Annotated in this window: 24 protein-coding genes; 12 read left to right on the forward strand and 12 right to left on the reverse strand. The window is 74.2% G+C overall.

From position 1 onward, the window contains the following. The first annotated feature begins 269 nt into the window (after positions 1–269). Positions 270–1,070 (forward strand): site-2 protease family protein, encoded by an 801-nt coding sequence (locus IE118_RS02325; protein ID WP_189555520.1) that lies wholly within the window; start codon positions 270–272, stop codon positions 1,068–1,070. Here IE118_RS02325 and IE118_RS02330 read toward each other — a convergent pair. Both IE118_RS02330 and npdG read right to left on the reverse strand, forming a co-directional pair. Beyond that, on the reverse strand, positions 1,060–1,251 hold the full coding sequence (locus tag IE118_RS02330) for a hypothetical protein (protein ID WP_189555521.1): 192 nt from the start codon (positions 1,249–1,251) through the stop codon (positions 1,060–1,062). The genes IE118_RS02325 and IE118_RS02330 overlap by 11 nt on opposite strands. Positions 1,252–1,317: 66 nt before the next feature. Then, positions 1,318–2,031, reverse strand: a complete 714-nt coding sequence (gene npdG, locus IE118_RS02335; RefSeq protein WP_189555522.1) for an NADPH-dependent F420 reductase — start codon at positions 2,029–2,031, stop codon at positions 1,318–1,320. A gap of 141 nt (positions 2,032–2,172) precedes the next feature. On the opposite strand from npdG, the gene IE118_RS02340 reads away from it, so the two are divergent. Further along, positions 2,173–2,775, forward strand: coding sequence for a hypothetical protein (locus IE118_RS02340; RefSeq protein WP_189555523.1), 603 nt, complete (start codon positions 2,173–2,175; stop codon positions 2,773–2,775). A gap of 13 nt (positions 2,776–2,788) precedes the next feature. On the opposite strand, the gene IE118_RS02345 is transcribed toward IE118_RS02340, so the two are convergent. Then, on the reverse strand, positions 2,789–3,022 hold the full coding sequence (locus IE118_RS02345; protein WP_189555524.1) for a hypothetical protein: 234 nt from the start codon (positions 3,020–3,022) through the stop codon (positions 2,789–2,791). Positions 3,023–3,119: 97 nt separating this feature from the next. Between IE118_RS02345 and map the strand changes: the two genes are divergently transcribed. Beyond that, entirely contained in the window at positions 3,120–3,977 is an 858-nt protein-coding gene (gene map, locus IE118_RS02350) for a type I methionyl aminopeptidase (RefSeq protein ID WP_189555525.1), read from the forward strand. A gap of 148 nt (positions 3,978–4,125) precedes the next feature. Next, a complete protein-coding gene (locus tag IE118_RS02355; RefSeq protein ID WP_189555526.1) occupies positions 4,126–4,773 on the forward strand; it encodes a biliverdin-producing heme oxygenase in 648 nt (215 codons plus the stop codon). Between the two features lie 52 nt (positions 4,774–4,825). On the opposite strand, the gene IE118_RS02360 is transcribed toward IE118_RS02355, so the two are convergent. Together IE118_RS02360 and IE118_RS02365 are read right to left on the reverse strand one after the other, a co-directional pair. Next, positions 4,826–5,311: a GNAT family N-acetyltransferase gene (locus IE118_RS02360; RefSeq protein WP_189555527.1), complete on the reverse strand. Its 486-nt coding sequence runs from the start codon at positions 5,309–5,311 to the stop codon at positions 4,826–4,828. Between the two features lie 118 nt (positions 5,312–5,429). Further along, positions 5,430–6,074 carry a PhzF family phenazine biosynthesis protein gene (locus IE118_RS02365; RefSeq protein WP_189555528.1) on the reverse strand — a complete coding sequence of 215 codons (645 nt, stop codon included), beginning with the start codon at positions 6,072–6,074 and terminating at the stop codon, positions 5,430–5,432. A 190-nt stretch (positions 6,075–6,264) separates the two neighbouring features. Here IE118_RS02365 and IE118_RS33915 point away from each other — a divergent pair, with 190 nt between their 5' ends. Together IE118_RS33915 and IE118_RS02370 are read left to right on the forward strand one after the other, a co-directional pair. Continuing rightward, a complete protein-coding gene (locus IE118_RS33915) occupies positions 6,265–6,396 on the forward strand; it encodes a putative transporter small subunit (RefSeq protein WP_221345285.1) in 132 nt (43 codons plus the stop codon). Between the two features lie 218 nt (positions 6,397–6,614). Next, complete coding sequence (locus IE118_RS02370) at positions 6,615–7,781, forward strand: serine hydrolase domain-containing protein (protein WP_189555529.1); 1,167 nt, start codon at positions 6,615–6,617, stop codon at positions 7,779–7,781. A 98-nt stretch (positions 7,782–7,879) separates the two neighbouring features. Here IE118_RS02370 and IE118_RS02375 read toward each other — a convergent pair whose 3' ends face one another. Both IE118_RS02375 and IE118_RS02380 read right to left on the reverse strand, forming a co-directional pair. Next, entirely contained in the window at positions 7,880–9,403 is a 1,524-nt protein-coding gene (locus IE118_RS02375) for an HtaA domain-containing protein (RefSeq protein ID WP_189555530.1), read from the reverse strand. A gap of 28 nt (positions 9,404–9,431) precedes the next feature. Continuing rightward, positions 9,432–10,856, reverse strand: coding sequence for an HtaA domain-containing protein (locus tag IE118_RS02380; RefSeq protein ID WP_189555531.1), 1,425 nt, complete (start codon positions 10,854–10,856; stop codon positions 9,432–9,434). Positions 10,857–10,959: 103 nt separating this feature from the next. On the opposite strand from IE118_RS02380, the gene IE118_RS02385 reads away from it, so the two are divergent. The 4 genes from IE118_RS02385 to IE118_RS02400 all read left to right on the forward strand — a co-directional run bounded on the left by IE118_RS02385 (position 10,960) and on the right by IE118_RS02400 (position 15,034). Next, positions 10,960–11,970, forward strand: coding sequence for a heme/hemin ABC transporter substrate-binding protein (locus IE118_RS02385; protein WP_189555532.1), 1,011 nt, complete (start codon positions 10,960–10,962; stop codon positions 11,968–11,970). A gap of 17 nt (positions 11,971–11,987) precedes the next feature. Next, positions 11,988–13,052 (forward strand): FecCD family ABC transporter permease, encoded by a 1,065-nt coding sequence (locus IE118_RS02390; RefSeq protein ID WP_373303152.1) that lies wholly within the window; start codon positions 11,988–11,990, stop codon positions 13,050–13,052. A 14-nt stretch (positions 13,053–13,066) separates the two neighbouring features. Next, entirely contained in the window at positions 13,067–13,936 is an 870-nt protein-coding gene (locus IE118_RS02395) for a heme ABC transporter ATP-binding protein (protein WP_189556054.1), read from the forward strand. A gap of 111 nt (positions 13,937–14,047) precedes the next feature. Beyond that, a complete protein-coding gene (locus IE118_RS02400; RefSeq protein WP_189555534.1) occupies positions 14,048–15,034 on the forward strand; it encodes an SCO2278 family lipoprotein in 987 nt (328 codons plus the stop codon). 25 nt (positions 15,035–15,059) lie between these two features. Here the strand turns inward: IE118_RS02400 and IE118_RS02405 are convergent, their stop codons facing one another. Next, positions 15,060–15,797, reverse strand: coding sequence for a bifunctional DNA primase/polymerase (locus IE118_RS02405; RefSeq protein WP_189555535.1), 738 nt, complete (start codon positions 15,795–15,797; stop codon positions 15,060–15,062). 224 nt (positions 15,798–16,021) lie between these two features. On the opposite strand from IE118_RS02405, the gene IE118_RS02410 reads away from it, so the two are divergent. Then, positions 16,022–16,897: a glycerophosphodiester phosphodiesterase gene (locus IE118_RS02410; RefSeq protein ID WP_189555536.1), complete on the forward strand. Its 876-nt coding sequence runs from the start codon at positions 16,022–16,024 to the stop codon at positions 16,895–16,897. Between the two features lie 21 nt (positions 16,898–16,918). Here IE118_RS02410 and IE118_RS02415 read toward each other — a convergent pair whose 3' ends face one another. Continuing rightward, positions 16,919–17,572, reverse strand: coding sequence for a TetR/AcrR family transcriptional regulator (locus tag IE118_RS02415; RefSeq protein WP_189555537.1), 654 nt, complete (start codon positions 17,570–17,572; stop codon positions 16,919–16,921). A gap of 114 nt (positions 17,573–17,686) precedes the next feature. On the opposite strand from IE118_RS02415, the gene IE118_RS02420 reads away from it, so the two are divergent. Beyond that, positions 17,687–17,953: a DUF6243 family protein gene (locus IE118_RS02420; RefSeq protein ID WP_189555538.1), complete on the forward strand. Its 267-nt coding sequence runs from the start codon at positions 17,687–17,689 to the stop codon at positions 17,951–17,953. On the opposite strand, the gene IE118_RS02425 is transcribed toward IE118_RS02420, so the two are convergent. From IE118_RS02425 to IE118_RS02435, 3 genes are all read right to left on the reverse strand, one after another. Continuing rightward, on the reverse strand, positions 17,950–18,951 hold the full coding sequence (locus tag IE118_RS02425) for a small ribosomal subunit Rsm22 family protein (RefSeq protein WP_189555539.1): 1,002 nt from the start codon (positions 18,949–18,951) through the stop codon (positions 17,950–17,952). The two genes, IE118_RS02420 and IE118_RS02425, sit on opposite strands and share 4 nt — an antisense overlap. A gap of 84 nt (positions 18,952–19,035) precedes the next feature. Continuing rightward, positions 19,036–20,214, reverse strand: coding sequence for a serine hydrolase domain-containing protein (locus IE118_RS02430; RefSeq protein WP_189555540.1), 1,179 nt, complete (start codon positions 20,212–20,214; stop codon positions 19,036–19,038). Next, positions 20,166–21,542 carry a multidrug effflux MFS transporter gene (locus IE118_RS02435; RefSeq protein ID WP_189555541.1) on the reverse strand — a complete coding sequence of 459 codons (1,377 nt, stop codon included), beginning with the start codon at positions 21,540–21,542 and terminating at the stop codon, positions 20,166–20,168. Before IE118_RS02435 ends, IE118_RS02430 begins: the two co-directional genes overlap by 49 nt. Positions 21,543–21,649 lie beyond the last annotated feature (107 nt).

Consider the following 21,649-nt stretch of genomic DNA (forward strand, 5'->3'; position numbering starts at 1 on the left):
GCCGGACCACGGGAAAGCGGACCGCCGGGACCCGAGGGCCGGAACCTGGTCGGCCGGGACCCGGTCGGCCGGGACGGACCGGTGGCCGGGGCCCGGACCGCCGGACGGTCCGGCCGGTCCGGCCGGTGCGGCCCGGCCTGCGACCGGCCCGGGTGCCGCCCACGGAACCGGTCGGCCGGGCGGGACGTTCTTCCGGTGCGCCCGGTACCGTCGGGCAGTCCCCCCGCCGTGTCCCCGTTCCCCGTGTGCCCGACCGTCCAGGGAGTTCCATGAGCACCGCCGCAGCCCGTCACAGCGACCGGAGGATCAGCCCGGTCTTCCTGGGCATCCTCGCCGTGACGGCGGTCACCGGGTGGGCCACCTGGACCGGGTTCGCCGAGCAGCCGGGCCTGGCGGTGTTCCTGTTCGTGACGTCCGCCTGGGTCGTCTCCCTCTGCCTGCACGAGTACGCGCACGCGCGCACCGCCCTGCACAGCGGCGACATCTCGGTCGGCGCCAAGGGCTACCTCACGCTGAACCCGATGAAGTACACCCACGCCCTGCTGAGCATCGTGCTGCCCGTGGTCTTCGTGATCATGGGCGGGATCGGTCTGCCGGGCGGTGCCGTGTTCATCGAGCGCGGGCGGATCCGGGGGCGGTGGCGGCACAGCCTGATCTCGGCGGCGGGACCGCTGACGAACGTGCTGTTCGCGCTCGTGTGCACGGCACCGTTCTGGCTGGACGCGCTGGACGGCGTGCCGGCGCACTTCCGGTTCGCGCTGGCGTTCCTGGCGCTGCTCCAGGTGACCGCGGCGATCCTGAACTTCCTGCCGGTGCCCGGCCTGGACGGCTACGGGGTCCTGGAGCCGTGGCTGTCGCACAAGGTCCGGCGGCAGGTGGAGCCGTTCGCGCCGTTCGGTCTGCTGTTCGTGTTCGCCCTGCTGTGGGTGCCCGAGGTGAACGGCGCGTTCTTCGGTGTCGTCGACGCGCTGCTGGGTTCCCTGGGGATCCACGAGTTCGAGACGTACTGCGGTTACGAGCTGTTCCGCTTCTGGAGCGACACCGGCGGGGTCTGCGCGGTCAGCCCGTGACGGAGTCGTCGCCCGCCCCGGCCCGGCCCCGCTTCACGTAGTACCAGGTCATGTTGGACGACAGGCCCGCCAGCAGCACCCACACGACGCCGATGAACACGCTGCCCCGGACGAAGGAGACGACGGCCGCGGCCACGGCGAGGAGGCACACGACGAGGGCGTAGAGGGCGAGGCGGGGCATGGCGGTCGGCTCCTGTCGGGGGACACTGCTGAGGTACTGCTGCGCCCTCCAGTGTCCCCCATCGCCTCATACGTCCGTGACGCGGAGCCCGGCGTGTGCCTTGTAGCGGCGGTTGACGGAGATCAGGTTCGCGACCAGGGACTCCACCTGGTGGGCGTTGCGCAGCCGCCCGGCGAAGATGCCCCGCATGCCGGGGATGCGCCCGGCCAGCGCCTGGACGATCTCCACGTCGGCGCGGACCTCGCCGAGCACCATCACGTCGGTGTCGATCTCGTCGATCTCCGGGTCCTGGAGCAGGACGGCCGACAGGTGGTGGAAGGCGGCGGTGACCCGGGAGTCCGGGAGCAGCGCGGCGGCCTGCTGGGCGGCGCTGCCCTCCTCGGGCTTGAGGGCGTAGGCGCCCTGCTTGTCGAAGCCGAGCGGGTTGACGCAGTCGACGACGAGCTTGCCCGCCAGTTCCTCGCGCAGGGACTCCAGCGTCTTGCCGTGACCGTCCCACGGCACGGCGACGATCACGATGTCGCTGCGCCGGGCGGTCTCGGCGTTGTCGGCGCCCTCGACGCCGTACCCGAGCTCCGCTGCGGCGGCCTGCGCACGGTCGGCCGCGCGGGAGCCGATGATCACCTTCTGGCCGGCCTTGGCGAGCCGGTGGGCCAGGCCCTTGCCCTGCGGTCCGGTGCCGCCGAGCACGCCGACGACGAGCCCGGACACGTCGGGCAGGTCCCAGGGGTCCTTGGCGGGGGCCTTCGAGGGCTGCTGTGCGCTGTCGGTAGAGGTCATGGGCCGACTCTACGTCCGCGGCGGCGCCGCCACCGGTCCGGGTGAGCGCCGTCACGCAGCGGCGGGCGCCCGTCCCCCGGCCGGGGGAATGCGGGGCGAACACGGGGACAGCGACGGGCGGTTGGGACAGGATGCGGCCGCATGGATGCCGTACGGGTCGCGCTGCTGCGGGAAGTGCTCGCCGGGACGGGGTGGCTGGGTGCCACCCGGCACTTCGCGGGGACGCTGCGCGGGTCGGTGGTGACGCACGGCGGCGGTCTGCTGCTCGTGGGCACGCCGGAGTACGAGCCGTGGCACCTGGCGGCACATCTGGCGGACGAGGCCGCCTGGTCGGGCACCCCGGAGCTGACACCGACGCTCGTGCGGCACGACGCGCGGCCCTCGGACCCCGCGCACCTGGCGGTGGGTCCCGGGCGGCTGGAGGCGGCGCGGCGGGGCGAGACGCTGCTGGTGGTGGCGCCCGGGGAGCCGCCCGCCCCGCTGCTCGAGCGGATCTCCGACGCCCGCAGGGCCGGGGCGACGCTGCTGTCGCTGGGCCCCGGCACGGGGGAACTCCCGGCACTGGCGCACGAGGTCCTGCCCGTGCCCGAGGGGTCCGAGCTGGACCTGGACACCGTGCAGCACCTGGTGAGCGCGGCGGCCGGGGAGAACGCCCTGCCGGCCCGCAGGGGCCGGCACCGCTTCCGGGACCGTCTGTCGCGGCTGGCCGACCTGCTGACGGCCCCGCCCCCCACCCGCTGGTGACGGCACCGAGGGGTCAGCCCTCGTCGCGTTCGCCGGTCGCCGGGGCGTCGTGCCACTTGGGGTCGTTCTCCCACTGGACGTTGCGCTCGCGGGCCGTCTCCATGGCGTGTTCGGCCTCGGCGCGGCTCGCGTACGGGCCGAAGCGGTCCTTGCCGGGGCAGTCGGGGCCCTCCTCGACCTTCTTGTGCTCCAGGCAGTAGAACCACTCGCCCGGCTTGCCGACCGTCCGCTTCTTGAACAGGGGCACGACCGTCTCCTCTCACCGTCTCGCCTCGACCTCGGTCTTCTCCTCGGCCCTCGCCTTGAAGATGGTCCCCCGTCGCCGCTGAATTAGACTCGCCGGCATGTCTGGCCAGTCTCTGCTCGTACCGGGACAGCTGTCCCCCACCCGTTCCGTGCCCGGGAACATCCGTCGTCCCGAGTACGTCGGCAAGCCCGCTCCCACGCCGTACACCGGTCCGGAGGTGCAGACGCCCGAGACGATCGAGGCGATGCGGACCGCCGGCCGGATCGCGGCGCGGGCGATGGAGGAGGCCGCGAAGCTCATCGCGCCCGGTGTCACCACGGACGAGCTGGACCGGGTGGCGCACGCGTACATGTGCGACCACGGCGCCTACCCGTCCACGCTCGGCTACCGCGGTTTCCCCAAGTCGCTGTGCGCGTCGGTCAACGAGGTCATCTGTCACGGCATCCCGGACTCGACGGTGCTGCGCGACGGGGACATCGTCAACCTGGACGTGACGGCGTACATCGGCGGGGTGCACGGCGACAACAACGCAACGTACCTGGTCGGCGAGGTGGACGAGGAGAGCCGCCTGCTGGTGGAGCGCACCCGGGAGTCCCTCCACCGGGCGATCAAGGCGGTGAAGCCCGGCCGGCAGATCAACATCATCGGCCGGGTGATCGAGTCGTACGCGAAGCGGTTCGGCTACGGGGTGGTCCGTGACTTCACCGGTCACGGCATCAACTCGTCCTTCCACTCGGGCCTGATCATCCCGCACTACGACAGCCCGCACGCGACGACGGTGATCCAGCCGGGGATGACCTTCACCATCGAGCCGATGCTGACGCTGGGCACCCACGAGTACGACATGTGGGACGACGGCTGGACGGTCGTGACGAAGGACCGCAAGCGGACGGCGCAGTTCGAGCACACGCTGGTGGTGACGGACACGGGGGCGGACATCCTGACCCTGCCGTAGCGCCGCTCCCGCTCCCCGGCCCGCCCTCTTCCGCCGAGGGCGGGCCCTTGTTCGTCCCGGGTTCGTCCCGGCCCGGCGCCGGAGAGGTTCCCGACAAGCTGTCGGCACAGCATTGACTTAGGTAAGCCTAACCATAGAAGATCGGGCCATGGACTCCTTCTCGACCGTCATCCGGACCGCCTCCCACGAGCAGCACGTGGAGGCGGAGACCTCGACCTTCATGAGCGATCTGCTCGGCGGCCGGCTGGGCGTGGACGCGTACGCGCGGTACACCGAGCAGCTGTGGTTCGTGTACGAGGCACTGGAGTCCGGCACCCAGGCGCTGGCGTCGGACCCGGTCGCGGGCCCCTTCGTCCGGCCGGAGCTGTTCCGGCTGGCCGCCCTGGAGCGGGACCTGACCCACCTGCGCGGGCCCGGCTGGCGCTCGACCCTGACCGCCCTCCCCGCCACCGAGGCCTACGCCTCCCGGGTCGCCGAGTGCGCCCGCACCTGGCCGGCCGGCTACATCGCCCACCACTACACCCGTTACCTGGGCGACCTCTCCGGCGGCCAGATCATCCGCGGCAAGGCGGAGAAGACCTGGGGTTTCGCACGCAAGGGCGACGGCGTCCGCTTCTACGTCTTCGAGGAGATCCCCAACCCGGCCGCCTTCAAGCGCGGTTACCGCGAGCTGCTGGACGCGGTGCCGGTGGACGACCTGGAGAAGCAGCGGATCGTGACGGAGTGCAAGCGCGCGTTCGCCCTCAACACGGACCTCTTCCGGGCACTGGGCGAGGAGTTCCCCCTGTCGGCGTGAGCCGTACCGCCCTGTTCCGCAGGCGGTCCGCCGGCGGAAGCACGGCCTGCCCCTACGGCACCAGGTCGCGCCGGTACCAGGCGTCCGACTCGCCGCCCGGACCGGCCGGGGCGACCGGGACGAACCCGGCCTTGGCCAGCACCCGCCGGGACGCGACGTTCTCGCGGGAGGTGCCCGCCCGCAGGGTGCGCAGCCCGTGCCGCGTCACCGCAAGCCGGCACAGCTCCCGGACGGTCGCGGTCGCCACGCCCCGGCCGGCCACGTGCCGGGCGACCCGGTAGCCGAGCTCCGCCGTGCCGTTCTCCAGGTCGTACAGGTTGAACCGGCCCAGCACCGGGCCGTCCTCGGCGACGAGCACGTAGAAGGCGCAGACACCGGCCTCCTGCTCGGCCAGCAGTGCGCCGTACCGGTCGGAGAACCTGTCGAAGAAGTCGTCGCCCCGGTCGGGGACCGAGGCGGCGAAGTAGGCGCGGTTCGCCAGCTCGAAGGCGAGGACCGCCGGGGCATGGCCGGCGCACAGCCGCTGCAGCTCGGGCACCGCCCGACCCTATCCGGACGGCGCGTTCGGATCATCCGGGTTTCCGTCGGCGGCAGCCCGTTGGGTGACGGCGCCGTGGGCCGCTGAGTGACGGTGCCGTGGGCCGCGTTCGGGCCGGTCAGCGCTCCAGGTACACCCGTCCGCCGATCTCCGTCCAGCCCTCCGGCTGCGGCGCGGTCAGGATCTGGGAGCCCGTGCCCTGGGTGATGTTCAGGGCGCGGCCCAGCCGGTCGGTGAGCAGCAGGGCCGCCGCGCCCGTCGCCTCGTCCTCGTCGATGCCGTCGTCCCGGCCCGGGAAGGCGCGGGCGCGGACCCGGCCGGCCGCCTCGTCCAGCCAGGCCCAGGCGTAGACCCACTCCCCCTTCGGCGGCACGGGCAGGTCGTCGACCTCGGCGGCGGTGGCGTACTGGCGCAGGGTGCGCGGCGGCACCCACTCCGCCCGTGCCTCGATCCAGCAGAACTCCCCGTCCTGCCGGGCGCCCATCACCCCGGCGGGGACGACCAGTTCGGGGACGTCGATCAGCCAGGCGGTACCGACGCAGGGGTGCCCGGCGAAGGGCAGGCGCAGGGTGGGGGTGTAGATGTCGATCACCCCGCGCTCGGGGTCGTCGACGAACACCGTCTCACTGAACCCGAGCTTCGCGGCGAACTCCTGCCGCTCCTCCCGCTCCGGCATGACGGCCCCGTTGCGCACGACACCCAACTCGTTGCCGTACCCGCCATGGGGCCCGCAGAAGACACGCAGCACGTCGTAGTCGGTCACGGGGGGCATTCAAGCACCGCAGGCGCGGCAAGGCGGTACCCGCCCGTCGCGCCGCCCCCGAAGTGGAACGGCAGGAACACCGCGAGCGCCGCGACCACCGAGGTGGTGAACGCCCTTTCCGGTGACCTTGTCCCAGTAGAAGGCGGAGCCCGAGCCTGCCGGAACCACCTCTGACCGCCGAGGAGGCACCGTGTCCACCACAGCGCTCACCGCGTACGTCCTGATGTGGCCCGTGCTCGTGGCCGTCGTCCTGTTCGTGATCAGCCGTGGTTTCCTCCGCGAGTGGGCGGAAGCCCGCCGCAAGGGCGAGGACCTGATCTGACGCACCGCTCCGACGGGCCGTGGGAGAAGGGGACATCTCTCCTCTCCTCCCACGGCCCGTCTCGGGGTCGGCGCCCAGGGAAGTCCCCTACGGTGAAGGCCGACCGGTGAGGGACGGCTCAGGGGCGGCCCTCGTCACCGCGTACGATCCCGCCACCGACCTTGATCACCAGGATGGTCCCGTCCGCAGCACCCACCGCCGCGATCGGAGCCCTTCCCATGACCTTCCGCACCACCGCCCGCACCCGTGCCACGGCCGCCTCCGCCCTTGTCGCCTCGTCCCTGCTGCTCGTCCCGCTCGCGGGGACGGCCGCCGCACAGCCCGCCCCCGCGACCGCCACCGCCGCGCACGGCGCGCCACGGACCGGCGCGTTCGACGCGACCGCGCTGGAGAAGGCGCTCGCCGAGGTTCCCGACGGGGACGTCTCCGCCGCCCTGGTACGGGTCGGCGGCAAGGGGAGCTGGGCGGGCACCGCGGGCGTCCGGGACCTGCGCACGGGGGCACCCGCGCTGCCGCACGCACGCTTCCGGGCCGGCTCGACCACCAAGGTGGTCACGGCGGCGCTCGTGCTCCAGCTCGTCGCGGAGAAGCGTGTCGACCTCGACGCCCCCGTCACCCGCTATCTGCCCGGCCTGCTCCCGCCGTCGTTCACCAAGCCCCCGACGGTGCGTCATCTGCTCACCTACACCAGTGGGCTGCGTCCCGGCGCGAGCCTCGGGTCGACGACCGAGGAGATGTACGCCCACCGGTTCGAGACCCTCACCCCGGAGCAGGTGGTGGCCGCGTCCGTCGCCCGGGGACCGGCGCACGACCCCGGCGAGCGGCAGGAGTACGGGAACATCCACTACACCGTGCTCGGCATGCTCATCGAGAAGGTGACCGGCGACCGCTACGCACACCAGGCCGCCGTACGCGTCTTCCGGCCCCTGGGGATGCGGCACACCGGGTTCCCCTACGGGCCCGACCCCCGCGTCCACGGCCCGCACCACCGCGCCTACGCCGACATCGGCGGCCGGACCACCGACGTCACCGAGTGGAACATGTCCGACCGCTGGGCGGCCGGGGACATGATCTCCACCACCGCCGACCTGGAGCGCCTGGTCTTCGGCCTGTTCGGCGGCGAAGTCGTCCCCCGGCCGCTGCTGGACCAGATGCTCACCGTCCCCCGTATCGAAGGCGCCACGTACGGGATGGCGCTCGAGCGGTACGTGATCGGTGGCCGGGAGATCTGGGGCAAGACCGGTTCCCGCCCCGGCTACCACACCGTGCTGGCGGCCACCCGGGACCTGTCCCGCACGGTCGTCTACTCGGTCAACGCCAAGAGCGCCCGCGAGGACGGCTTCCCGCTCGTCCGGCGCTTCGCCCTGCCGGCCTTCGAGAGCTGAGAGCGGGCCTCGCCCGTGGGAGGGGGCGCCGGGGAAAGGGCGCCCCCTTCCGGTGCGTGGCGACACCGGCTCGGGGACGTCCCACCCGTCCCCGGGGCTCACTCGGCCGTCGCGCGCCTGCGGCGCAGGGCGAGGACCACGCCCGCGCCGGCGGCCACCGCCGCGCCGGCCGCCGCGCCGAGGGCGCCGACCGGGACGTCGGAACCGGTGCTGGCGAGGCTGCCGCCCAGGTCGCCGCCGACCGTGGAGCCGAGGCCGCCGGTCGTCGAACCGGTGCTGCCCGTACCGCCGTCGCCGCCCGTGGTGCCGGAATGCGTGCCGGTGCCGCCACCGGTGCCGTTCGTGCCGCCCGTGGCGCCCGTGGCGCCCGTGGCGTCGGGCAGCTTCGCGTCGTCGGTCAGGGCCACGGACAGGCCGACCGGGTCGAGCGCGGAGCCGGCCGTGTAGAAGCCGCCGAAGGCCTTCGCGCCCGCCGCGGTGAGCGTCGCCGTCACGCCGTTCACGGTGATGACGTCGTTCTTCGCGGTCAGGGCCGGTGACTTGGCCTTCAGTTCGGCCAGGACGACGTCCGGTGAGGCCGCACCGAGGCTGGTGACGTCTGCGGACAGCGTGCCGGTGCCGTTCGCGAGGGTCGCCCTGAGGTCCGTCAGGGTCAGGTCGAGGCCGTATGTGCCGTTCTCCTCGTGGCCCTTGAAGTTCACCGCGCCCTTGAAGGCGGCCGTCAGCCTGCCCGCCCCGGTGTCGTACGTGCCGCTCGCGCCGGTGAAGGTGAAGGCGCCGTTGCCGGCGGCCTGCGTGGCGCCGGCCGACGCGGTGACCGTGCCCTTGGCGACCGGGCCGGTGACGTAGGTGCGGAAGGACTGCTTCACGCCCCAGCCGAGTGTGCCGTCGGCTATCCGGCCCTTGGTGGCGGGAGCGGTCGTCGCCGGCTTCGTGGCGGAGGGGGCCGGGGCGGGGGCCCCGGTCGTCGGCTGTGCGGTGGCCGTGGGGGTGGGGGACGGTGACGCGGGCGGGGTGACCGGAGGGGTGGTGGGCGGCGTGGTCGTCGGGGTCGGCTCCGGCTCCGGCGCGGCCTTCTTCAGGACCGTCAGCGGGTCGCCCGCCGCTCCCGCGTAGCTCGCGCTGCCGAAGACCTCAGCGGCCTCCTCGGTCAGCGTGGTCGCCATGTCCGTCATCTGGCGGGTGACCGTGACGGTGGCGAGCGGCACGTCGTCCCGCGTGGTGCCGCCCCGCGTCACGTCGGCGGTGATCTGGGCGTCCGCGCTGTCGAACCGCACGTCGGAGAGCCCGATCCCGAACCCGTGCGCCTTCGACTCGATGGTCAGCCCACCCTGGAAGGCGAGCGACATCCGGTGGGTGGTGGAGTCGTAGCCGCCGGTGCCTCCGGGGAAGGTGAACGCGCCGTTGCCGGCCGCCTGGGAGGCACCGCCCGCAGGGGTGAAGGTGCCCTTCGCGAAGGTGGCGACGTAGCTGCGGTAGGACTGCTTGATGCCCCAGGTCAGCTCGTAGCCCGTCAGTGGCACTTCGGCGGCCGCGGCGGAGGGTGCGACGGTGGCGCCGAGGCCCGCCGCCGTGGCCACCGCGGCGGCGAGGGCGAGGGTGCGGCGTCGTCTTGCGGACATGGTCGGTTCTCCTTGAGGTGAAAGGGATTCAGTCGTGCTGCGGGGCGTCCGCGGCAGCCGCTCGTGCGCGGCGCCTGCGGACGGTGAACGCGGCCGCGGCGGCGAGCACCGGCAGGGAGCCGGCCGCTATGGCGAGGGGGAGGACGGCACTCGCGCCGCCGGTGTCCTGCCGGGAGGCCCGCGCCACCGGCTCGGGCGGGGCGTCGGACGCCGGCGCGGAGGGGGACGGGGACGCGGACGGGGTGCTGCCGAGGTCCGGCAGCGCGGGCAGTCCGGCCTTATCGGTGAGGGCCACGGCGAGGGAGACGGGGTCCATCCCGGTGCCTTCGGGGTACATGCCGGCGAAGGCCTTCGCGCCCTGCGCCGTGAGTGTCGCGGGGGCCTCGGTGACCGTGACGAGGCCGTCCTTCGCCTGGAGATTCCCGGCGGCGAAGGTCACCAGGGGGATCTCCCGGCCGGTGCGGTCCGGTGCGGTCACCTCGGCGTAGAGGGTGCCGCTGCCGTCCCGGACGGTGACGCGGACGCCGCTGAGGCTCAGGTCGAGACCGTGCTCACCGGTGAAACGGACCGCGCCCCGGAAGGAGGCGGTCAGGTCGCCGTCCTCGTACGTCCCCCGGCCGTCCGGGAAGCGGAAGAGGGCGCCGCCGTCGAGGGCGCCGGAGGACAGGGTCCACGTCCCGCGGGCGATGTCACCGGTGACGTACTCGCGGAACGTGCGGCGCACGCCCCAGTCGACGGCTCCGTCGGTGAGCTTCCCGGCCTTCGCGCCGCCCGGAGTCGCCGACGGCCGGGGGGTCCTGGTCGCCGGCGTTCCGGACGGCTTCCGCTGTACGGCCGGCCGTACGTCCGCGGAGAGGCTCACCGGGTCCAGTGCGGTGCCGGCCGGGTAGTAGCCGGCGAAGGACCGGGCGCCCTGGGCGGTGAGGGTGGCGGGGAGGTTGTCCAGGACGACGGACGTGCCGCCGCCCCGCATGTCGATCCCGCCCAGGGAGAGGGAGGCGAAGGGCACGCGGCGGGACGTCGTGACCGCCCCGGTGCCCTTCGCCTTGCTGGTGACGTCCACGTACAGCGTGCCGGTGGAGCCGGTGACGCGCACGGTGGGACGGCTGAGGGTGAGGTCGAGCTGGTACGCCCCGGACGCGGTGCGGTGGCCGGTGAAGCGCACCCCGCCCGAGAAGGCGGCGCGGAAGGTGCCGGTGTCACCGTCGTAGGCGCCCGTCGCCGAGTGGAAGCGGAAGCCGCTGCCGCCGACCGTGGCCGCGCCGCCGGTCAGGGAGAAACTCCCGCTCGCCACGGGCCCGGTGACGTAGCGCTGGAAGGACGACTTGATGCCCCAGTCGAGCCGGCCGCCCTGGACGGTACGGCTCTCGGCGTGTGCCGTGGCGGCCGGGAGGAGCGCCCACAGGACGGCCGCGCAGAGCACGGTCACCAGGGCACGTGGGCGGATGGGCATGGGTGGTCCTCCGGAGACGGCGGCCGGTAGCGAAGTAAGGTAAGGCTAACCTAAGCTGCTTCTCGGGAAACACCCACCACGGCCTGAAGGAACGGACGGAACCGTGCGACGCTTGCGCACACGACTGGCGGGAGCACTGCTGTCCGCGCTCGCCCTCACCCTCACCGCGACGGCATGCGGAGGACCGCCGGAGGCGGCGTCCGCTCCCCCGCCGGACGCCGCCTCCGCGCCGCCCGACCGCGTCGAACCCCTCGCGGGCACCCCCCGGCCGGCGCTCCCGGCCACCGTCCGCTCCGCCGACGGCCGGACGCTGACGGTGCGGCGGGCCGAGCGGGTCGTACCGCTCTCCGGCAGTCTCAGCGAGATCGTGTTCACCCTGGGCCTCGGCAGCCGGGTCGTCGCCCGCGACGTCACCGCCACCTTCGAACAGGCCGCCCGGCTCCCCGTCGTCACCCGGGGACACGACGTCTCGGCCGAGGGCGTGCTGTCGCTGCGCCCCGACCTGGTGATCGCCGAGTCGGGCACCGGTCCGGCGGAGGCCATGGACCAGATCCGCGCCGCCGGGATACCGGTCCTGGTCGTCGCAGCGGCGACCGGGCTCGACGACGTGGGCCCGCGCATCGGGGCCGTCGCCGCGGCACTCGGCGTGCCGTCCGCGGGCGAGGAGCTGACCCGCCGCACCGAGGAGCGGATCGCGGCCGTCACCAGGTCGGTGCCGCGGGACGGGACGAAGCCGCGCGTCGCGTTCCTCTACCTGCGCGGCTCCGCCTCCGTGTACCTGATCGGCGGCAGGGGCTCGGGCGCCACCTCGCTGATCGAGGCCGCCGGCGCGGTCGACGCCGGCGCCGGGTCCGGCCTGGAGAAGGACTTCACCGCCATCACCAGCGAGGCGCTCGTGAAGGCGGCGCCCGACGCCGTCCTGGTGATGGCGAAGGGACTGGAGTCCGTCGGGGGCGTGGACGGGCTGGTGAAGATCCCCGGAGTGGCGCAGACACCCGCCGGCATGGACCGGCGGATCGTGTCCGTCGAGGACGGCGTCCTGCTCAACTACGGGCCGCGCACGGACCAGGTGCTCGCCTCGGTCGTGGAGCAGCTGTACGGCGGTGGCGCGTGAGCGTCCTGGAGAAGACCGTGCGGGAACCGGTGGCGCCGGCTCCGCCCCGTGGGCGGCGGACCACCGCCTGGCTGTTGACCGCCGGGCTCGTCGCCGGTCTGGTCGTCCTCGTCCCGGTGGCCGCCGGCACCGGCGCCTATCCGGTGCCGGTCGGGGACGTGTTCGCCTCCGTGCTGCACCGGTCGGGGCTCGGCGGCGGTGAACTGGACCGGATCGCCGAGTCGGTGCTGTGGAACGTACGGTTCCCGCGCATCGCGCTCGCCCTGCTCGTCGGGGCCTCGCTGGGGTGCGCGGGCGCGCTGATGCAGGGCGTGTTCGGCAACCCGCTCGCCGAGCCGGGCGTCATCGGCGTCTCCTCCGGCGCGGCGGTGGGCGCGGTGGCGGCCATCGCGCTGGGCCTGAACTTCGCCGGGAACTGGACGGTCCCGGTGCTCGCGTTCGTGGCGGGGCTGTCCACCGTGCTGCTCGTGTACGGGATGTCCCGCTCGGGCGGCCGCACGGAGGTGGTGACGCTGATCCTGACCGGGATCGCGGTGAACGCCTTCGCGGGCGCCCTGATCGGGCTGTTCCTGTTCTTCGCGGACACCGCCGCCATCAACCAGATCACCTTCTGGCAGCTCGGCTCGCTCTCCCAGGCCACCTGGCCGAAGGTGCTGGCGGTCCTGCCGTGCGCGGCACTCGGGCTGACCGTCGCGCCCCTGTACGCCCGCCGTCTGGACCTGCTGGCGCTCGGTGAACGCCCGGCCCGGCACCTGGGGGTGGACGTGGAGCGGCTGCGGATCGTGCTCGTCCTGGTGATCGCGCTGCTGACGGCGGCGGCGGTGAGCGTGTCGGGGATCATCGGGTTCGTCGGGCTGGTCGTCCCGCACCTGCTGCGGATGGCCGCCGGGCCCGGGCACCGCTTCCTGCTGCCGGGCAGTGCCCTGCTGGGCGCGCTGGTGCTGCTGGCGGCCGACCTGATCGCCCGCACCGTCGCCGAGCCCGCCGAACTCCCCCTCGGCGTCCTCACGGCACTGCTCGGCAGTCCGTTCTTCTTCTGGCTGCTGCGCCGCACCCGGCGCAGGCAGGGAGGCTGGGCATGAAGCGTCCTTCGGGCATGGCCCGTCCCCTGCGCATCACCCGGGCCCTGGGCGCGGTCCGTCCGCGCGGCCGTCCCGTCCCGCCGGCCGCTCCCGTGCCGGGTGAGGTGCTCGCCGAGGCGGAGGGGCTGACCGTACGGCTCGGTGCCCGCGAGGTCCTGGCCGACGTGGGTGTCCGGGTCCGCGCGGGTGAGGTACTGGCCCTGGTCGGACCCAACGGGGCCGGGAAGTCGACCCTGTTGAGTGTCCTCGCCGCCGATCTCCCGCCCACCGCGGGGTGCGTGCGCATCCACGGGCGCCCGGCGTCGGACTGGTCCGTGCCGGAACTCGCGCTGCGCCGGGCCGTCCTGCCGCAGTCCGCGTCCCTGTCCTTCCCGTTCACGGTCGGGGAGGTGGTCCGGATGGGCCGCGCGCCCTGGACCTCGGTCCGGCCGGAGGACGACGGGGCGGCGGTGGCGGGCGCGATGGCCGCCACCGAGGTGACCGGTCTCGCCGCACGCCCGTTCTCCGCGCTGAGCGGTGGCGAACGGGCCCGGGTGGCACTGGCCCGGGTACTCGCCCAGTGTGCTCCCCTGCTCCTGCTCGACGAGCCGACGGCCGCCCTGGACCTGCGGCACCAGGAGTTGGTGCTGCGGCTGTGCCGGGAGCGGGCGCTCGCCGGTGACGCGGTGGTCGTCGTCCTGCACGACCTCGGACTCGCGGCGGCCCACGCCCACCGGGTGGCGGTGCTGCGGGCCGGCCGGGTCGCGGCGGACGGGCCACCGCGGGAGGTGTTCACGCGGGGGCTGCTGTCACGGGTGTACGAGCAGCCGGTCGAGGTGTTCCCGCACCCCCGGACGGGCACGGTCGTGGTCCTCCCGGACCGGGCCGCCGGGCCCTCCGCCTGACCCGGGTTGGGCGGCAGGTCACGGTGTGGCCGCTGTCCGCGGTCCCGGCGCTCGCGCCGCCGGGCGCCCCGGTAGGGTTCGCCTCCGGGAAGGGGAAGGTGAAGGAACCGGATGAGCAGGGATCGCGGCCTTCGAAGGCTCCACAGGCACCGCATGCTCGGCAGCTGCGTACTCGTGACCGCTCTGTCGCTGACGGCGAGCGGCTGCGTGGTGGTGCACGGCGAGCGCGAGGTGCTCCCGGCCACCACCCGCGTCGAAGCCGCCGAAGCGCTCGCGGAGTTCACCGACGCGTACAACGCGGCCGACAAGGCGTACGACGGTTCCCTGGACGCCGGGCACACCACCGGTGCCCTCGCCGACATCGACACCGCGCGGCTGAAGGCCGGACGGGCCAGCAACCCGCAGGGCAACCCCCGGCACTCGCCGCTGGAGCTGACGGACGCGAAGTTCACCATCCCCGCGAAGGCGGGCTGGCCGCGCTGGTTCGTCGCCGACGCGGACGGCAACAAGGGCGGCGCGGGCCGCTGGCTGCTGGTGTTCACCCGGGACGGGACGGACGAGCCGTGGGAGGTGGCGTACCTGACGCTGGTCGCCCCGGACGACATACCGGAGTTCAGGACGGACAAGGACGGCTGGGCGGAGGCCGTGCCGGCGAACGCGACCGATGTGGCGGTGCCGCCGGGCGAGTTGAGCGAGGAGTACGCGACGTTCCTCAAGGACGGCGGGGACGTCTTCGCGGACGGCACGCACACCAGCGTGTGGCGGGCGGCGCGGGCGAAGAAGGCGCAGCGGCCGGGCCTGGCCACGCAGTACATCGACGAGCCGCTGACGAACGGCGACTACGCTCCGCTGGCGCTGCGCACGGAGGACGGCGGGGCGCTGGTGTTCTTCACCACGCGCCACTTCGAGAAGCAGACGGCCGCGGCGGGCGCGTCGGTGCCGACGCCGAACAAGGACGTGCTGGCGCTGACCACCGGGGAGATCAGGCAGTCCTTCACCATGGAGTTCGTCTCCAACGAGGTGGCGCTGACCCCGGCCGAGGGAGAGGTACGGGTCCTGGGACGCGTGCAGGGGCTGACGTCGGCGAAGGGCGAGTAGACCCGCGTACGGCCTTCCGCCGGGCTCAGCGGCGCAGCGGCCAGGCGGTGCCGGGGTGGTCGGACTGCTCGCCGATGTGGCGGGCGCAGGAGTCGGTGAGGTACTCCAGCAGGCTCAGCGGGTCGGGGAGCGGGTGCTCGGGGCCGCGTACCCAGTGCACCGACCGGTCGTCGTCACCGGGCAGGCGGGCGGGCGGCACGAGGACGTAGGAGCCGCGGCAGTGCCAGCGCAGGCCGGGATGCTCGTCCATGGTCTCCGGATGGCAGTCCAGCTCGCACGGCCACCACTCGTCCTCGTCCTCGGGGGTGCCGCGGGTGAGGGTGAAGAACAGCATGCGGCCGTCGTCGCTCTCGGCGACCGGGCCGACCTCCACGCCCGCGTCGAGCAGGCGGGTGAGCGCCTCGCGGCCGGCGTCGAGGGGGACGTCGAGGACGTCGTGCACCATGCCGGTCGCGGTGATGAAGTTGGCCTGCGGCTGGTGGCAGGCCCAGCGCTCGATCTGCGCGCGCTCGGTGGTGGACTGGGTCTGCCAGGCGAAGGACACCGGGTGCCGGGCCGGGGTGGGACAGCCCACCCGGTCGCAGGAGCAGCGGTACCCGGGGGCGGGGTGCGCGGCGGGTGCGAGGGGCAGTCCCGCGTCGGCGGCGGCGAGCAGCAGGGCCTCGCGGCCGCCCTCGTCGGCGGCCGGCTTCGGACGGCGTCCGCGCAGCCACTGGGAGAGTCTGCTCTGTCGGCCGCTCCGGCCGCCGAACTCCGCGCTCATCTATCTCCTCGCCTCGCCGTCCTGCGCTTCAGCATGCCCTATGGTCCCACGATCGTGCGCATCGGGGGGCCAGAGCCCACAATCGGTGCAGGTGGGACGAGGGTGACCCGTGGGGACGCAGGGTGCCGGGCGGCACGAAGGGGACGCCCGGCCGGCGGGGAGCGTGGGGCGGTATCGGGTGTAATTGCATGGTTCGGCGTGATATGCGGCCCTACCGTGGTCACATGGTCACACTGATCGCGTCGACGGGCCTGGCCGCCGTGGTGTCCGTGGTCTCGCTGACCCTCACGGGCGGGCACGCCGGCGGTCCCCCGCTGGAGTGGGGCGCGGGCCCGCTGACGGTGGACTCGCTGCCCCGGGTGCCGTACGTCGCCCACCGGGGCGGGGCGCGCGAGGTGCCGGAGAACAGCATGTCGGGGCTGATGGCGGCGTTCCGGCGCGGTACGGCGCAGGTGCTGGACTTCGACACCAGGGTGCTGCGGGACGGTACGCCGGTGGTCTTCCACGACGCGACCCTGAACCGTACGACGTTCCTCGGCGGCGAGGTGCGCGGGCTGGACGCCGGGGAGTGGCGGAACGTACGGCTGCGGCCGCGCGACCGGCTGCCGGGGAGCTGGCGCGCGGAACGGCCGCCGACGGTCGCCGAGGTGCTGGACCGGCTGGGCGGGCGGATCGTGCTCATGCTGGAGGCGAAGGACCCGCACGGCCTGGACCGGCTGGCCTCGCTGATCCGCGCCCGCGGTCTGACCCGCTCGGTGTTCGTGAACACCAACGACCCGGAGGTCGCCCGCCGGGTCCACGACCTGGGCCTGCTGTCCCAGCTGTGGCGGTCGGCCCGTCAGCTGCGCACCGACCGCCCCGGGCTCTGGCGGTCTTACGTCGATGTGCTCGACGTGGACATCGGGGCCCGCGACGCCGACCTGACCCGCGCGGTGCGCTCCGGCATCCCCCGGGTCTGGGCCCACACGGTCGTCACCCCGGCCCAGCGCGACCGCGCCCTGTCCCTGGGCTGCGACGGGATCATCACGGACGCTCCGGGCCGCCTGGCCCGCCATCCGGTGCGGGGGCCGGGGACGGTGACCGCGGCGCCGGGGCGGTAGGGCGGCGGGCGGAGCGCGGGGTCAGCGGGGGGTGATGCCGTGCAGGGCGTAGTCGACGAGGGTGTCGGTGTACTCGTGGCTGATCGGGGCGGTGTACTGCAGCCAGCGCTGGGCGAGGGGGGAGACGAAGAGTTCCAGGGCGATGCGCGGGTCGACGTCGGCGCGGACGTCGCCGGCCTCCTGGGCCGCGCGCAGGCGGTCGGCGTAGAGCTGGAGCTGGGGTTCCAGCAGCCGGGCGACGAAGGCGCGGCCGAGCTCCTCGTTGACCACGCCCTCGGCGGCCAGGGCGCGGGAGGGGGCCTCGAAGGCGGGGTCGCGCAGCTCGTCGACCGTGGCGCGCAGGACGGCCTTGAGGTCGGCGGCCAGGTCACCGGTGTCGGGGATGCCGTACGCGGGCCGGTCGTCGGCCTGCGCCCGGCGGGCCGTCTCCGCCGCCTGCTCGCTCAGGTCGAGGAACGCCTCCAGGAGGACGTCCGCCTTCGACGACCACCAGCGGTAGATCGTCTGCTTGCCGACGCCGGCGCGGGCGGCGATGCCCTCGATGGTGGTCTTCGGGTAGCCCACTTCGGCGACGAGGGCGAGGGCGGCGTCGTAGATGGCCCGCCGGGAGCGCTCGCTGCGGCGGGTGGCGTCGGGGGCGGGGACGGGGCGACCGGCGGACTGGTTTCTGGCCATGGGCCGAATGTACCAGGTTGACAAGACGGTGCGTCTCGCCGGACAGTGGAGACGTCGACGACGAGACGATACGTCTCGTACTGAACGCGGTGTGCGAGGAGAGGTGACCGGGCCATGACCCGAGGCGGAGCGGGACACCTGCCGGGCGTCGGCGGCAGCCGGCGGCACCTGGGCCGCGAGGCGCTGCGCGGCGGCGGGCGCGGCGGGCGGATCGGGGGCGGGCCCGACGCGCGGGCGCAGAAGCGGGAGCTGCTGCGCGGGCTGCGCGAGAAGCGGCGGGCGGAAGAGGAGCGGCGGGCGGAAGGACAGCGCCAGGCGGAGGGACGGGGCTGGGCGGAGGGACGGGGTCGGGCGGAGGGACGGGGCCGGGCGTCCGGCTAGGCGTGGCCGTCCGGCGGCCAGGGGTCGCCCCAGTCCGTGTCGCGGGCGGCCCGGTACAGGTCACCGTGGCGTTTGGTGACCGTGGCGCGGCGCAGGGCCGGGTCCGTCTCGCAGAGGTCGAGGAGGACCTGGCCCTTGCGGATCTGCGGCTTGCGGACGACCCGGGCGGGGGCCGGCACGACGGGCAGGCGGGTGGCGGCCACGTAGCTGAACTTCTCGTCCTCGTACGGGAGGGAGCCGCCCTTGACCTGGCGGTGCAGGGAGGAACGGCTGACCCGGGCGGAGAAGTGGCACCAGTCCGTGCCGGGGGCGATGGGGCAGGCGGCGCTGTGCGGGCAGGGGGCGGCGACGTGGAACCCGGCGGAGATCAGGCGGTCACGGGCCTCGATGACGCGGGCGTAGCCGTCGGGCGTGCCGGGCTCCACGATCACCACGGACCGCGCGGCACCGGCGGCGGCGTCGACGAGGGCGGCGCGGTCGGGGGCGGTGAGCTCGTTGAGGACGTAGGAGACGGTGACGAGGTCGGTGCTCTCCAGGGTGAGCGCCGCGCCGATGCGGGTGCGGTGCCAGCGGGTCGTGCGGTGCAGGACGGGGTGCGCGGCGGCGAGTTCCCGGCCGAGGGCGAGGGCGGGTTCGGCCCAGTCGAGGACGGTCACGGGGCGGTCTCCGGCCCAGGTCGCGCTGACCGCCCAGGCGGCCGCGCCGGTGCCGCCGCCGACGTCCGTGTGGTCGGCGGGCGTCCACCCGGGCACGGCGTCCGCGAACGCCTCCAGCGCGCAGCGCACGGCCTCGAAGGTCGCGGGCATCCGGTAGGCGGCGTACGCGGCGACGTCGGCGCGGTCGCGCAGGATGGGGGCGTCGGTGGGGGTGGCCCCGCGGTAGTTGGCGATCAGCCGCTCGACGGCCTGCGCGGCCTGCCGCGCCGGAAGCCCGTCGAGCGCCGCGGCGAGGGCGGAACGGAGCGTCTCGGCGGTGTGCGGGGGGGCGGGGGCGTTCACCCGGCGATTCTACGCGGCAGCGACAGGCGGCGACGGCCGCCGCCGGGACCCCCGGCACGGCACCGCCGCCCCGGACGGCCGCGCTCAGATCGCCCGTACCGACCGGGCCACGTGAGTCGCCGCCTCCGCTCTCGGTCGGCTGTCCGGGGAGCGTGGGCGGCGGGGGTGGACGGTGTTGGCGAGCAGGACCACGTAGGTGTCGGTGGCGCGGTCGAGGGTCAGGGACGTGCCGGTGAAGCCGGTGTGGCCCGCGGCGCCCCGGCCGGACAGTTCGCCCATGAACCAGGGCTGGTCCACAGCGAAGCCCAGGCCCGGCGGGGTGAGGAGCAGGTCCACGAAGCCGGGGCCGAGTATCCGGGCGGGACCGTAGGAGCCGCCCGCGAGCAGGGTGCGGCAGAAGACCGCCAGGTCGCGGCCGGTGGAGAAGAGGCCGGCGTGGCCGGCGACCCCGCCCACCGCCCAGGCGTTCTCGTCGTGCACCTCGCCCCTGAGCATCCCGCGGTCCGCCCTGGCCCACGGCCGCCGCTGGTCCTCGGTCGCCGCGGCGGCCGGGCACGGTCCGAAGGCGGTCGCGGTCATGCCGAGCGGCCGGGTGATGCCGTCCCGGACCAGGGTGTCGAGCGGGCGCCGGGTGAGGCGCTCCAGGAGGTGCTGGAGCAGCAGCATGTTCAGGTCGGAGTAGCAGTACGTGCCGGGCACGCCGACCGGCGGCTCCGCGCGGAGCATCGCCAGCCGTTCCGCGTCGTCGGCGCAGTCGTACAGGGGGAGTTCGGGCCGCAGCCCGGAGGTGTGGGTGAGCAGCTGGCGCACGGTGACGCCGTACCGCGCGGCCGCCGTGAAGTCCGGCAGGTACGCGCCGACGCGGGCGTCGATGCCGAGCGTGCCCCGCTCGATCTGCTGCACGGCGGCCACCGAGGTGAACAGCTTGGTGAGGGACGCCAGGTCGAACGGTGTGTGCACGGTCATCGGGACCCGCCGCTCCGGCGGCAGTTCGACCGGGGTGTCCGTCTCCTCGTCGTACGCCGCGTAGCGCACGGCCCAGCCCGCCGCCTCCTCCACCGCGATCACCGGGCCGCGCCCGACGACCACGACGGCCCCGGCCGCCCAGGGCCGTTCGCCGCCGGTGCGGGCGTGGACCGCCCGGACCAGGCGGCGCAGTTCCCCTGGGTCGAGCCCGGCCCGTTCCGGTGTGCCGGGGCGCAGGCGCGGCGCGCTCAGACGCCCCCGCCCTTCACGCCCGTACGCCCTTTCCACGGACGGCACATACCCAGGTAGCAGCCCAGTGCCACCAGGGCGGCGGTGAGTTGGACGACCGCCATCGGAACGGCCGTGTCCTCGCCCGCGATCCCCACCAGCGGGGAGGCGATCGCGGCGACGAGGAAGGACGTCGTCCCGAGCAGGGCGGACGCGGATCCGGCCGCGTGCCGGGTGCGCATCAGGGCGAGGGTCTGGGTGTTGGGCAGGGTGATGCCCATCGCGGACATCAGCACGAACAGCGTGGCGGCCACCGGCACCAGACCGGCCTCGCCGAACACCCCCAGCGCCATCACCAGCAGCGCCGCCGCGGCGACGACCACCACGGCGAGCCCGGCCCCGAGCACCCTGTCCAGCCGGACCCGGCCGACCAGGATCCGCCCGTTGACCTGCCCCATGATCATCAAGCCGATCGAGTTGAGCCCGAACAGCAGGCTGAAGGTCTGCGGGGAGGCGCCGTAGATCTCCTGCATGACGAACGGGGAGGCCGCGACGTAGGCGAAGAGCGACGCGAAGGCGAACCCGCCGACGAGCATGTAGCCGCTGAAGGCCCGGTCGGCGAGCAGCCGGCGCATCGAGCCGAGGGCCTCGCCGACACCGCCGCCGTGCCGCTCGGCGGGCGGCAGCGTCTCCGGGAGCTTCGCCCAGACGACGACCGTCAGGAGCAGCCCGAGCACGGTGAGGACGACGAACACGCCCCGCCAGTCGGTGATCCGCAGGACCTGTCCGCCGATCAGCGGCGCGACGATCGGCGCCACCCCGGAGATCAGCATCAGGGTGGAGAAGAAGCGGGCCATGGCCACGCCGTCGTACAGGTCGCGGGCGACCGCCCGCGCGATGACGATGCCGGCCGCGCCCGCGAGGCCCTGGGCCAGCCGGCAGGCGACCAGGAGTTCGACGGTCGGCGCGAACGCGCACAGCGCGGTGGCGACGACGTAGACGGCGAGGCCGATGAGCAGCGGGCGGCGGCGGCCCCAGCGGTCGCTCATCGGGCCGACGACCAGCTGCCCGAACGCCATGCCGGCCAGGCAGGCGGTGAGGGTGAGCTGGACGGTGGCGGCGGGCGCGTGCAGGGACCGGGTGACCTCCGGGAGGGCGGGGAGGTACATGTCCATCGCCAGCGGCGGTGTGGCGGTCAGGCCGCCGAGGAGCAGGGTGACCAGCAGGCTGGTGCGGCGGGCCGCGGTGGTGCCCCGCGGTTCCGGCCCGGCGGCCCTCCCGCCCCCCGCGGCCGCCGCCGGTGCCGTGTCCGGGGCCGCCGCCGGTGCCGTGTCCGGTGCCCCGCCTCCCGCCGGACTCGCCGCCGTGTTCGGTATGGACGCCCCACCCTCGGGCATGTGACCCCTCCCTTTTCATGCCATCGGCTCCCTATGCTCTCAGCTCGTGAGGAGTGCTCGGCATCGGCGACGATGTCATGGGAGCGCTTCCACGGCGGTCCGGCGAC

Source organism: Streptomyces pilosus (assembly GCF_014649835.1).
Classification (GTDB): domain Bacteria; phylum Actinomycetota; class Actinomycetes; order Streptomycetales; family Streptomycetaceae; genus Streptomyces; species Streptomyces pilosus.